The organism is Streptomyces sp., assembly GCF_035563135.1.
Lineage (GTDB): Bacteria > Actinomycetota > Actinomycetes > Streptomycetales > Streptomycetaceae > Streptomyces.
In genome coordinates this window covers 1-11,659 of record NZ_DATMVN010000317.1, presented here as the reverse complement: position 1 = coordinate 11,659, position 11,659 = coordinate 1, and the positions used below count along the sequence as shown (strand labels likewise).

Below are 11,659 nucleotides of genomic sequence, written 5' to 3'. Positions count from 1 at the left end.
GGGGCGGCGGCCGGTGTGGTTGCCCCCGGGCTGGAAGCGGCGGGCGCGGCCGGAGCGGGGCCAGCGGGCTGGCACATCGCCCCGGAGTGCAGGGGGCGGCCGTCCGTCGACTGGTAGGTCGTCTCGATGCCGCAGCGGATGCAGGGGCCGGGGTCTCCCTCGATGGCGCGCCCGTCCGGGCCGCGCAGCGTCTCCGGGGCCGCGACGAACGCGGGCGGGACGGGGGCAAGATCCGCAGTGGGTTCCGGGATGGCTGCGGGTGCGGGGGCGGCCGGGTAGATCTCCGCGAGGCCCTTGAGCAGGCGCAGGTATTCCAGCCGTCCGGGCGGGGTCGGCTCGCTGTGACCGTTCTCCCAGTTGGCGACCGTGGTGCGCCCGACACCGACGGCTGCGGCGACCTGGGCGCGGGACAGGTTCGCGGCCTCCCGCAGGCGCTGACGCTCCGCCGGAGGCGGGATCGAGGCGTTCAGCCGTGCTTCCTCAAGCAGCGCTTCGACGCTGTTCTCTTGGCTCATGCCGCGACCCTAGCGCATTTGGACGATTTCCGGCATCAGATTGGACGTTCAGTGAACAAGTTTTATGCAAGTACGCTACGGTCGTTATCAGCACAACGGAACGGCGATGCGGCAAGCAACGGCGTCCGGTGCTTCGGATGCCGTTGATCTCGGGGAGTGGTGGATATGCAGGGTGCGATCTCGCTTCGGCCGCATCAGGTCGAGGCCGTGGACTCGATCATCGAGGGCCTGGCCCTCCCCGTGGACGGCTCCGTGCCCACCCAGGGGCAGCGCGGGCAGGTCCACATGTCCACCGGCTCGGGCAAGACGATCACAGCGGCGGTGGCCGCGCTGCGGATGGTTCCTCACGGCATGGTCGGCGTGCTCGTCCCGACGCTGGACCTGCTGACCCAGACCGTCGAGGCGTGGCGGGCGGTCGGACATACCGCCCCGGCCGTCGCGGTGTGCAGCCTGGGCGCCGATCCGCTGCTGGACGCACTCGACGTACGGTGCACGACCAACCCCACCCAGCTCGCCCTGTGGACCGGGGCGCAGGACGGGCCGGTGCTGGTGTTCGCGACGTACGCGAGCCTGTCCCCGCAGGGCCTCCTCGACGACCAGGACGACGAGGAGGACAGTGCGGCGCCGGGCGTGCTGGAACGCGCGCTGCACGGCTCGTACGGGCAGCGGATGCGCCCCTTCGACCTGCTGGTTATCGACGAAGCCCACCGGACTTCCGGAGATGCCGCGAAGGCGTGGGCGTCCGTCCACGACCAGGCGCGCATCCCTGCGGAGCGGCGGCTGTACATGACGGCCACCCCCCGGTTGTGGGAGGCCTCGCCCAGCAGTGCCGGCGCGGACGGGACCGGCGGGCGCCTGGTGGCGTCGATGGACGACGTCGATCTGTACGGGCCGGTGCTGTTCGAGTTCGGGCTGATGGAGAGTGTCGAGCGCGGCGTCCTGGCGCGGTTCGAGATCGACGTCCTGGAGATCCGGGACCCGCAGGCACCCGGACCGGACGCCACCGTGGAGGAGCGGCGGGGCCGGCGTCTCGCCGCGCTGCAAGAAGCCCTGCTCAAGCACGCGGACGAGTCGGGCGTCAGGTCATACATGACGTTCCACTCCCGCACTCTGGACGCCCTCGCGTTCGCCCGCGCACTGCCGGAGACAGCGGCCGAGCTCCACGCGACAGACCCCGTCGCCTACCCGGGGCGGGTCGGTGCTGACTGGCTGTGCGGCGAGCACCCCGCCGCGCACCGCCGACAGGTCCTGTGCCGGTACGCGGACGGTCTGGACGCGGACGGGTGGGTGACGGACCTGTCGTTCCTGTCCAGCTGCCGGGTGCTCGGTGAGGGCGTCGACATCCGGGGCAAGCGCGGTGTCGGCGCGGTCGTTTTCGCCGACACCCGCAGCTCGCCCGTGGAGATCGTCCAGATCATCGGGCGGGGCCTGCGCCAGGACCCCGGCGAGGGCAAGGTCAGCCGGATCATCGTCCCCGTCTTCCTGGAGCCGGGCGAGGACCCCTCCGACATGATGGCGTCCCCCAGCTACCGCAGCCTGGTCACTGTCCTCCAGGGGCTCAGGGCACATGACGAGCGAGTCATCGAGCGCATGGCGCTGAGCACCACGACCGCCCGGGGCCGGGCCACGTCCGTGGTCGCACTCGATCCGGTCCGCGAGGAAGGCGCCGACGGCGACGACGTCCAGGAGGATGACGCCGACCACGACATCGAGACGGCGGCCGGCATCAAGGGTCCCACGGGCGAGGAGACGACAGAGGAAGCCGCAGAGGCCGCTACGGACGACGACGCGGCCGAGGAGGAACACGCGGGCGCCGGGGTGCCGTTGCTGCGGTTCTCCCTCCCTCGCGATCCCGGGGACGTTGCCCTGTTCCTGCGGACCCGGGTCCTGCATCCCGACTCCGAGGTCTGGCTCACCGGATACAACGCCCTGCGCCACTGGGTGAGCGAGCACGGCGACGCCCAGGTGCCGCTCGACGTGTCCGTGGAGCGGGGCGAGAACGGCATCACGTATGCGCTGGGCGCATGGGTCAGCGAGCAGCGCCGCGCCTTCCGGCTCGGCACGCTGAAAGCCTGGCGGGCCGATCTCCTGAACGAGCTGGGCATGGTGTGGGCGGTCGCGGACGCCGGATTCTGGAAGAACCTCACCGCGGCTCGCGCCTACCACGCCACGCACGGCAGCCTCGCCGCTCCGAAGGACGCCGTGGCCGAGGGGGTGGCGGTCGGTCAGTGGCTCGCCAATTTGCGCAAGGCCGGCGGGCTCGGCAAGGACGAGGAGAGGGCCGGGGAACGGCGGGCGGCGCTGGAAGCCATTGACCCGGAGTGGAACCCGGGGTGGTCGGTGGAGTGGCAGCGCCACTACGCCACCGCACGCGCCCTCCTGGCAGAGGAGGCCGGGCTGACCGAGGTCCTGCCGGGTGTCGTCGTCCACGGCTGCGACGTCGGCGCCTGGATCACCCGGCAGCGCGAGCACACCGTGTGGAAGGCGCTGCTGCCCGAGCAGCGGCAGCGGCTCGAAGCGCTGGGGCTGACACCGCTGCCCGCGCCGGCCGCCAAGAGGAAGAAGGCGGTGGCGGCCGGGGCGTTCGAGCGAGGTGTCCTCGCGCTGGAGCAGTACCGGGCCCGGACCGGAAGTGTGACCGTACCCCGAGCCCACATCGAAACAGTGGTCATCGACGGCGAAGAACACCCCGTGAAACTGGGGGTATTCCTCGCGAATTCCAAGACCCGCAGGGCCAAGCTCACCGCCGACAAGCTCGCCGCGCTCGCCGGCCTCGGGCTGGAATGGGCGGCCGCGGAAGGAGCGGCGTCATGACCACGCCCGAGGAAGAACGACGTGTGCAGGAAGCCGTGCGGCGGCACGCCCGCACCAGCGCCTTCGCGGAGGCGGAGAAGGTCATCTCGTTCGTGCTTTCCGACCCCGGGGTGCAGGAGGCGCGGGCACAGGTAGAGGCGGCGGAGACAGAGCTCGGCATGGAGCTGCGTGCCCGCCTCCAGCCGTTCCAGGACCGCTACGACCAGGCCGTGGCGGAAGGCGACGCGGCCCGGCTCACCGAGGTCTGCGCGGGCAAGCACGGCCGCTGGGGGCGGATCTGCGTCCTGCCCGACGGGCACGAGACCTCGATGAAGGAACCGCACTGGGGTCGCAACAGCGAGGGCCGGCCGATCGCGTGGGTGGGCAGCGCACCTGACGACTGGTGAGCAGCGGCGCGATCGCCTCACCGCCCAGCAGCACGAGCAGCTCGCCACACCCCACGATTGTGCGACATCCCGTGGGTTCCCGTGGTTCTTGCCGGAACCCTGAGCCCCTGGCCTGGGGCTTCTCTCTCGTTCACGTGATCGGCCGGTCAGTGACGTCACTTCAGGATTCCTGAAATTTCCTCGTCCCATCCGATCGGTCTGCAGGCTGGTCGAAGGCGGGGAGGCGCATGCTGTCGACGCCGGCGGTGGTGAGAGAACTCGGCGGAGTTCTGGAGCACCCACGGGATGTCGCACTGAGGCGCTTGAGTCTCCAGCCGCCGGAGGGTTCAGGATCTCACTCATGGACGACGAACGCCCCGAAGTGCTCACCATCGGCCGGCTCGCGCACCGCACCGGACTTCCGGTACGCACCCTGCGCTTCTGGTCGGACGAGGGGGCGGTGCCGCCTGTAGCCCGCTCCACGGGCGGCTACCGGTTGTACGACGCCGAGTCCGTGGCCCGCGTCGAGTTGGTCCGCACCCTGCGGGAGCTGGGCCTCGGGCTCGACGACGTGTGCCGTGTCCTGAGTGGCCGCACCACGGTCGCCGGGGTCGCCGACGCGCATGTGGCCGCGCTCGACGCGCAGATCCGCTCCCTCAAGGTGAGCCGGGCCGTCCTGTCCACCGTGGCGAAACGGGGTTCCACCGTTGAGGAGACAGCACTGATGAACCGGTTGGCGCGGCTTTCCGCCGCCGAGCGCAAGCAGATCATCGACGAGTTCAAGGAGGAGGTGTTCGGCGGCCTCGACGACCCGCGCCTGCGCGACCGCATGCGCGCCTTCAGCATCGAATTGCCCGAAGATCCCACACCTGAGCAGGTCGACGCCTGGATCGACCTGGCCGAATTGGTGCGGGACCCCAGATTCCGCGCCCGGTTGCGCACATGGATGGAACTCAACACGCCCGTACCGGGGCAGGGCCGTCCCCCCGGGGCGTCCATCTGGTGGGCCAGGCAGATCGTGCGGACCGTCGCGGAGGTCAGAAAAGGCGGGGTCGCTCCCGAGGCGCCGGCAGCGGCCGAGGTGCTGTCCGAGCTGTTCGGTGACGCCGATCGGGCCGCCGTGCTGCGCAGCCTGGAAGCCGGGATCGAGGCAGGAGCAGAGCACTACCGCAGGCTCATCGCCCGTGTGCGCGGGCAGAATGCGTCGCCCGACGCGACCGAGGAGCTGGAATGGCTGGCGCGGGCCCTGCGCGCCGCGGATCAGACCTGACCTGGTGCTCGACCTCGGCACGGGGCAGGCCGCGACCTCGCGGTGCCGCTCGACCGGGACGAGCTGATCGCCTACGGGCCGCGGCTGTCCGACAACGGCGCCACCCGGCTGGGGACGGCGGCGTTGGTCCGGAGGCCGGACCCGGACACGGCAACTGGCCATCCCGACCCCGGACCGGTACGCCGACCCTGGGTGCACAACTGGCAGTTCGGCAGGCGGTCGTGATGACCAAGGACATCCAGGCCGACGTCACCGCCGAGACCCTTCGGATCGCTCAGCATGCTCGCGTTTCACCCGAACCCACGGGTCCATCGGCCTGACGCACACCGATGGACCCGTGGGTTCACGCTGAAGGACGTCCGGTTTCCCTGAACCCACGGGGATCTCGGCCCTGGAGTCCTAGCTCAGGCACCAGCCGCAAACTAGCCCGGGGGTCACGCGCTCGCCGCCGCGGCAGCCTGCTCGTCGTGTTCGCGGAGCATCCGCATGACGGTGGCGGGTGAGGGGTGTTGGCCCTTCTTCTTGCCGGTGGTGATGACGAGCCGGTCGGCAATGTCGCGCAGACTCATTTTTCCTGGTCGCGGAGGTGGAGGGCCATGGACAGCATGTCGTTGTCGGTGACGCCTGCGCCGCCGATGGTCTTTCCGCGCTTGCGGGCGGATTCGTGACCCTCCAGGGTGCGGTCGCGGATGTACTCGCGTTCCATGCCGGACAGTGCGGCGAGCACGGTGAAGACGACGCCGGAGGGGTCGTGGGGGCCCTTGAGTTCGCCGGTGAGGAACTCCAGTCCGACGTCGGACGCCTTGAGGTCCTCGGTGAGCGTGGCGAGGTCGATGCCGCGGCCGAGGCGCTTGTGCTCGTGGACGACGAGGGTGACAGCCGCCCCGGAGGCGCGGATCTCGCGGGCGAGCGTGACGGCCTTGTCCAGCTCGGGGCGCCGGGTGGCGCGGGTGGAGATCTTTGTCGGAGAAGATGCGGGTCACCCCGGCCTCGGTGAGCGAGTCGAGCTGGGTGTCGAGGGACTGTCGGGCAGTGGAGGCGCGGGCGTAGCCGAGGCGGACGTGACCGGCCGGTTCGGCTCCGTCGTTCCGCGGCCGCGGCAGTCCCACGAAGGCCGAGCCGGGTTTGCGTACGGGTGGGGTGGGGACGTTGAGCGTCTTCGCGAGCTGGGGCACGAGCCGGAAGCGGGCGGTGTGGTACTGGATGGCGACCTTGCCCTTGCTGGTCCGGCAGGGCGGTCCGGCCGGGGCGGCGCAGGTGGACATCGGGCACGCGTGCGCTTCGACGAGCAGATGTGCCTCCGCCGTCGCCGTGGGTGCGCTCACGAGGTCCACCAGGGCAGGGTGCCGCGCTCACGGGCGTCGTCCTTGGCGACGCGGACCCGGGCCGCGGCCCACTGGTCGGCGGCCCGCTCGACATCGCCCAGATGCTCAGCTCGGGCGCCGGTTGCTGCGGGGCCGGGCTCGTTGAGGCCGCAGCTCCGGCAACAGACCCGGTCCGCGCGGGCCGGACAGACGGCCCGATGTCCGCAGCGGGAGCAGGTGTGTTCGGCATCGCGGTCCAGCACTTCGGTGCGGGTGATCTGGGAGTAGCTGCGGCAGGAGCCGCAGCTGACCTTCAGGGGCACGGTCCAGTCGACATGCTCGCGGTCCGCGCTGAGCGCGTAGTCGACGGAGTCCGGCTCACCGACGATCCCGCACGACGGGCAGGCGAAGTACGGGTGGCTTTCTTCCCGGGGCACGCTGCTCACCGGGCGTCGCTTTCGGGAGTGATGGTGAGTCGGCCGCCCGGCTGCGGGGCGAGGGTCCCGGTGATCGTGGTGGGTTGCGGTGTCAGGAGCTCGCAGGAGGCCACCGGGGAGTCGAGGGCTACGTTCGGGGTGCGATCCAGGCCGGTGTGGCTCGTGGTCACCGTGACCGTGGTGAAGACCTCGCCAGCGTCGATGCGGGCCTGGATCTTGGCCAGCTCTGCCTGCGGATCGTCCAGGACCAAGACCTTCCAGGTTTCTCCGTCCGTTCCGCGGATGCGCAAGTGCACGGAACCACGTGCGTTCATTGAAACTCCCTCATGGGCGACTTCGACGCACCGAGTGCTTCATAGGTGCGTTTCAACCCACTAGGGTCATGCAACAACCAATGAAACAAGAATGATCGAGGTCGCGGTGCGGGAGCTGGGGTGTTTCACAGGTGACCACTACCTATGAAACACCGCCTGGCGGCGCTCAGCGGGCCTCGATGCTGGTTTTGTACGTGGAAGCTGACACCACTTGTCGCTCAGAGCGGGGAACGCCCGGATTTCCCGGAGGGTAGTGTTGCTGAGTTCTGGCAACACCCGGGGCCTTGCGGTGGGAGCCTGGGGGTGCTCTGCGGGATGAGGGTGCGATGGCGCCACCGAAGTCCAAGGTCGATCTGTACGCGGCGATCCGCCGTGATGCCCGGGCGGGGATGTCCCACCGGGCTTTGATGTGCGAGCACGGTGTCGGATTCCGCACGGTCAAGGCGGCGTTGGAGTCGGTGTGGCCGGAGCCCCGGAAGAGACCGCGGCCCCGGGGAACACGGCTGGATGCGTACAAGCCGTTGATCGACCAGATGCTGCGGGTTGACCTGGACGCCCCGCGCAAGCAGCGGCACACCGTCAAGCGGATCTTCGACCGGCTGGTCGACGAGCACGCGGCGCAGGGGGTGACCTATCCGATGGTCCGGGCCTATGTCGCCGAGCGGCGCCAGCAGATCAAGGTCGAGGCGGGCCGCGGACCGGTGAACGCGTTCATTCCGCAGACCCACCGGCCCGGAGCGGAGGCGGAGGTCGACTTCGGGGACGTGAAGGTGCGCCTGGCCGGCGAGCTGGTCACCTGCTACCTGTTCGCGATGCGACTGTGCTACTCGGGCAAGGCGGTGCACCGCGTCTTCGCCTCTTGCGGCCAGGAGGCGTTCCTGGAGGGCCACGTCCACGCTCTCAGCGTGCTGGGCGGCGTTCCGACGGGCAAGGTCCGCTACGACAACCTCAAGGCCGCGGTCGCCCGGGTGCTGGGCTCGCGGGCGAGGGCGGAGAACGAGCGATGGACCGCGTTCCGCTCGCATTACGCCATCAAGGCCGCGTACTGCCTGCCCGGCATCGAGGGCGCCCACGAGAAAGGCGGGGTTGAGGGGCAGATCGGCTGGTTCCGCCGTAATCACCTGGTCCCGGTCCCGGAGGTCGCCTCCCTGGCCGAGCTGAACGTGATGATCGAGCAGTGGGACGCGGCCGACGAACGGCGCCGGATTGGCTCCCGGCCACGGGCGGTAAGTGAGTACTTTGCTGTCGAACGGTCGTTGCTGCACCCGTTGCCGGGCGAACCGTTCGAGACCGGGCGGCTGTTCAGTCTGCGGGTGGACCGCTTCAGCCAGGTCAGTGTCCGCACCAACCGCTACTCGGTGCCGGTGCGGCTGATCGGCCGGACGGTGCGGGTCATGCGGCACGCGTCCGAACTGGTGGTCTACGACGGGCAGAAGGAAGTCGCCCGGCATGAGCGCCTCATCGCCAAAGGCCAGGCCCGACTCGTGTTGGACCACTACCTGGAGGCCCTGGTCAAGAAGCCCGGCGCCTTTCCCGGCGCGACCGCCCTGGAACAGGCGAAGTCCGCGGGCAAGTTCACCCCGGTCCATGACGCCTGGTGGGCCGCGGCCTGCAAGGCCCACGGGGTCCGGGACGGCACCCGGGCTTTGATCGAGGTCCTGCTGCTGGGCCGCCACCTCACCCATGAGTACCTGGTCGCCGGACTCGCCGCCGCCCTGCGGGCAGGCGCTTTGACTGCGGATGCGGTCGCGCTGGAGGCGCGGAAGGCAGCCGAGGCCGACGACGTGGACGAGCCACCCGTCTCCGCCCGGCCGGACCGGGCGACGGTGACGTTTTTGACCCAGCGGCGGCTTGCCCACCTGCCGCCCGACACCCGGCCGCCGCCCTCGGTTGCGGCCTACGACCAGCTGCTGAAAGCCCGGCAGCCGGCCGACCGCCCCGCGATCCAGGGAGAGTGACGCCGTGACGTTCCAACGCCACCGCGGGCTGACCGAACAAGCCGCCGACGCCGCCGTCGACCAGGCATGCCGCATGCTGCGGCTGCCCACCATCCGCGCCCAGTTCCCCGACCTGGCCGAAGCCGCTGCCCGCGACCAGATGTCGTATCGCGGGTTCCTCGCAGAGCTGCTGATGGCCGAGTGCGACGACCGGGCCCGCCGGCGCTCGGAGCGGCGGATCAAGGCCGCCGCTTTCCCGAGGGAGAAGTCCCTGCGGGGCTTCGATTTCGAGGCCAACCCCCTCGTCGATCCGGCCGTCATCCACACGCTGGCCACCTGCGACTGGGTCAAGAAGGGCCTGCCGCTCTGCCTGATCGGCGACTCCGGCACCGGCAAGTCCCACCTGCTGATCGCCCTGGGTACCGAAGCCGCCATGGCCGGCTACCGGGTCCGCTACACGCTCGCCACCAAACTGGTCAACGAACTGGTCGAGGCCGCGGACGAGAAGGTGCTGACCAAGACCATCGCCCGCTACGGACGCGTCGACCTCCTCGCGATCGACGAGCTTGGCTACATGGAACTGGACCGCCGCGGCGCGGAGTTGCTGTTCCAGGTTCTGACCGAGCGGGAGGAGAAGAGCAGCGTCGCCATCGCCTCGAACGAGTCGTTCGGCGGGTGGACGAAGACTTTCACCGACCCGCGACTCTGCGCGGCCATCGTCGACCGCCTGACCTTCGGAGGGAACATCATCGAGACCGGCAGTGACTCCTACCGCCTCGCCAGCACCAGGGCCGCCCAAGCTCAGAACACTGCCGCAGGCTGACCAGCACCGGCCCCTCCCCGATGGATGTCGCGATCGCGACCACGGAGAGGCCAGGTTTCCCTCAGCGGTTTGCGACCACTTCCAAGGTGATCTTTAGACGGCGACCCGTCATGCCCTTGGCTTTTGTGATGCCGAAGGCGTATCTGTCTATCGTGGCGGTGGCGTCGGCTGTGATCCGCCTGTCTTCGCAGGCAACGGAATTGATCGTGACGAGAACCGGCTGCGATACTCCGCAGGCAGTCATCTCTCCTTGCAGTGAGGCATCCTCGGCGGATCTTCCCAGGCTCTGGCTCCGGAAGGCGATCTCGGGATGTCGTGCCACGTCCAGGTAGTCGGAGGACCTGACGTGATCGTCGCGCTGCTGATTGCCCGACTCGAAGCTGGCCGCGTTCATCGCGACTTCCACCGACGACTCTCCCGGCGACTCAGCAACGGTAATCCGGCCATGACTGATAGTGAACGTCCCACGGACCGGGAGCAGCCCGAACACGGCCCGCGTGTCGAAACGGACCGTCGATGCCACTGGATCGATCTCATAGGTGCCTGCTGCTGGTAAGGACTGCTCTGCCGTGCCTGGTATCGCCATGAGTGCGTAGCCTCTCCGCGTGCTGAAGATCCTCTTGGATGGATCAGCCTCTCGCACACTGCGGTGGCTGCACCAGTCCCCTTTCGATCACCGACAGTGCACCCCAACGTCGGCCCCCCGCCGGGAGTCGAGTGAGGGGGCACAGCGCATCGCACTCTCGAGGGGGTGGCAAAGCGAACAAGTACCCAGTGTTGTCACTTTTCATCGACATCTTCGGGCTGTCTGATCGCTAAGTGCTGCCCGAAACCATCGATAAACGTTGCTCGCTCTCGCTTACGAAACCACGATGCCCTCCAGCGCGGCCAGGCAGGACAGCATCGCCAACATGGTGGTGGTGGCCGTCATGTCGGAGACCACGACGCCGAACGCGCCCTTCTCCGCTGCCTCCCGGGTGCTGGCGGCGGCCTGCCGCATCACCTTCGCGCAGAAGTCCTGGGTGCCGACGGTGGCGCGCTCCAGGAACTCGGTCGGCTCGTCGGCAAGCCACGGCATCAGGGTCCGCAGGGTGGCCGGTGTGCACAGGCCCGCGCTGTGCGCGGTCACCCACTCGGACAGCGCGACCGCGCCCGTCTCGGGCGGACCCGCTGCCCGGCCCGCGCGCCGGGCAAGCTCCCACAGGGCATCGGCGTACCAGCCCAGCACCGATCCGGGTGCGACGTTCGGCCAGCCGGGCGGGTTAAGGGAGTGCACGGCGGCCCGCTCTCCATCCGTACGAGCAGCTCGTACGGCGGCGTCACAGGCACGCTGAAGGTCGGTGTCGGTCGTCATCACGTCTCCGTTCCCATGGCGGCGTCCGCCCCAGTGCGGGGGCGGGGCACGATCGCGGACGGCCCAGGTCGAGGCGCTTGTTCATATCCAGCGGAAGGTGCCGTACGGGTTGACGTTGGACCAGAACAGCGCGGTCAGGCCGCGCCGGTCCTCGTCCGAGAGCTTCTTGGCCCAGGCCGGTTCGGTCAGGATCTGCTGCACCAGCAGGGTGTTGACCTGGACGAGCGCGGACTGGAGGAGGTGCAGGGCGAGCATAGAGGTCTCGGCGTGCTCCTTAACGGCGTTGCCCGCCCCGGAGGGCCCCGGGGCGGGCAACGCCGTTGCAGGTGGAGCGCTCAGCGCTTGATGGTGACGCAGGGCCTCCGGTCGTGGCCCTTGAACTCCACGCAGAGCTGGGAACGGTGCGGGAAGTTCTGGTTGATCTTCCATGCCGCGTACTCGTGCCGGTAGCCGCGCGCCTCCTTGGAGGAGGTGTACTTCCACCCCCGCACCATCCGGACGTAGCTACCGCCCTTCCAGAGACTGA

The 11,659-nt window shown here is 69.4% G+C and carries 13 protein-coding genes and 3 pseudogenes; 6 read left to right on the top strand and 10 right to left on the bottom strand.

Annotated features, from left to right (window positions below):
* The coding region (locus tag VN520_RS13945) for a helix-turn-helix transcriptional regulator (RefSeq protein WP_325747215.1) at positions 1 to 515 on the bottom strand (515 nt) is incomplete at its 3' end.
* 165 nt (positions 516 to 680) lie between these two features.
* Between VN520_RS13945 and VN520_RS13940 the strand changes: the two genes are divergently transcribed.
* The 4 genes and pseudogenes from VN520_RS13940 to VN520_RS39630 all read left to right on the top strand — a co-directional run.
* Positions 681 to 3,329: a DEAD/DEAH box helicase gene (locus VN520_RS13940; protein WP_325747214.1), complete on the top strand. Its 2,649-nt coding sequence runs from the start codon at positions 681 to 683 to the stop codon at positions 3,327 to 3,329.
* Complete coding sequence (locus VN520_RS13935) at positions 3,326 to 3,715, top strand: hypothetical protein (RefSeq protein ID WP_325747213.1); 390 nt, start codon at positions 3,326 to 3,328, stop codon at positions 3,713 to 3,715. The genes VN520_RS13940 and VN520_RS13935 overlap by 4 nt, the downstream gene beginning before the upstream one ends.
* A gap of 340 nt (positions 3,716 to 4,055) precedes the next feature.
* On the top strand, positions 4,056 to 4,964 hold the full coding sequence (locus VN520_RS13930) for a MerR family transcriptional regulator (protein ID WP_325747212.1): 909 nt from the start codon (positions 4,056 to 4,058) through the stop codon (positions 4,962 to 4,964).
* A 1-nt stretch (position 4,965) separates the two neighbouring features.
* Positions 4,966 to 5,189 (top strand): annotated as a pseudogene (locus VN520_RS39630) (hypothetical protein); the annotation flags it as partial.
* A gap of 209 nt (positions 5,190 to 5,398) precedes the next feature.
* Here VN520_RS39630 and VN520_RS13925 read toward each other — a convergent pair.
* From VN520_RS13925 to VN520_RS13910, 5 genes and pseudogenes are all read right to left on the bottom strand, one after another.
* Positions 5,399 to 5,533, bottom strand: a complete 135-nt coding sequence (locus VN520_RS13925) for a hypothetical protein (RefSeq protein WP_325747211.1) — start codon at positions 5,531 to 5,533, stop codon at positions 5,399 to 5,401.
* On the bottom strand, positions 5,530 to 5,892 hold the full coding sequence (locus VN520_RS13920) for a recombinase family protein (protein WP_325747216.1): 363 nt from the start codon (positions 5,890 to 5,892) through the stop codon (positions 5,530 to 5,532). Before VN520_RS13920 ends, VN520_RS13925 begins: the two co-directional genes overlap by 4 nt.
* Positions 5,893 to 6,115: 223 nt before the next feature.
* A pseudogene (locus tag VN520_RS39830) lies at positions 6,116 to 6,289 on the bottom strand (zinc finger domain-containing protein); the annotation flags it as partial.
* Complete coding sequence (locus tag VN520_RS13915; protein ID WP_325747210.1) at positions 6,286 to 6,714, bottom strand: hypothetical protein; 429 nt, start codon at positions 6,712 to 6,714, stop codon at positions 6,286 to 6,288. The gene VN520_RS13915 and the pseudogene VN520_RS39830, both read right to left, overlap by 4 nt.
* Positions 6,711 to 7,019, bottom strand: coding sequence for a hypothetical protein (locus VN520_RS13910; protein ID WP_325747209.1), 309 nt, complete (start codon positions 7,017 to 7,019; stop codon positions 6,711 to 6,713). Before VN520_RS13910 ends, VN520_RS13915 begins: the two co-directional genes overlap by 4 nt.
* Before the next feature lie 326 nt (positions 7,020 to 7,345).
* On the opposite strand from VN520_RS13910, the gene istA reads away from it, so the two are divergent.
* Positions 7,346 to 8,977 (top strand): IS21 family transposase, encoded by a 1,632-nt coding sequence (gene istA, locus VN520_RS13905; protein ID WP_325747208.1) that lies wholly within the window; start codon positions 7,346 to 7,348, stop codon positions 8,975 to 8,977.
* 4 nt (positions 8,978 to 8,981) lie between these two features.
* A complete protein-coding gene (istB, locus tag VN520_RS13900; RefSeq protein WP_325747207.1) occupies positions 8,982 to 9,779 on the top strand; it encodes an IS21-like element helper ATPase IstB in 798 nt (265 codons plus the stop codon).
* A 61-nt stretch (positions 9,780 to 9,840) separates the two neighbouring features.
* Here istB and VN520_RS13895 read toward each other — a convergent pair whose 3' ends face one another.
* The 4 genes and pseudogenes from VN520_RS13895 to VN520_RS13880 form a co-directional block, all read right to left on the bottom strand.
* On the bottom strand, positions 9,841 to 10,365 hold the full coding sequence (locus VN520_RS13895; protein ID WP_325747206.1) for a YceI family protein: 525 nt from the start codon (positions 10,363 to 10,365) through the stop codon (positions 9,841 to 9,843).
* Between the two features lie 273 nt (positions 10,366 to 10,638).
* The gene (locus VN520_RS13890; RefSeq protein WP_325747205.1) at positions 10,639 to 11,133 is read right to left on the bottom strand and encodes a hypothetical protein; all 495 of its coding nucleotides are present in this window, start codon (positions 11,131 to 11,133) and stop codon (positions 10,639 to 10,641) included.
* Positions 11,134 to 11,214: 81 nt separating this feature from the next.
* Complete coding sequence (locus VN520_RS13885; RefSeq protein WP_325747204.1) at positions 11,215 to 11,388, bottom strand: Tn3 family transposase; 174 nt, start codon at positions 11,386 to 11,388, stop codon at positions 11,215 to 11,217.
* Positions 11,389 to 11,468: 80 nt separating this feature from the next.
* Positions 11,469 to 11,659, bottom strand: a pseudogene (locus VN520_RS13880) (hypothetical protein); the annotation flags it as partial.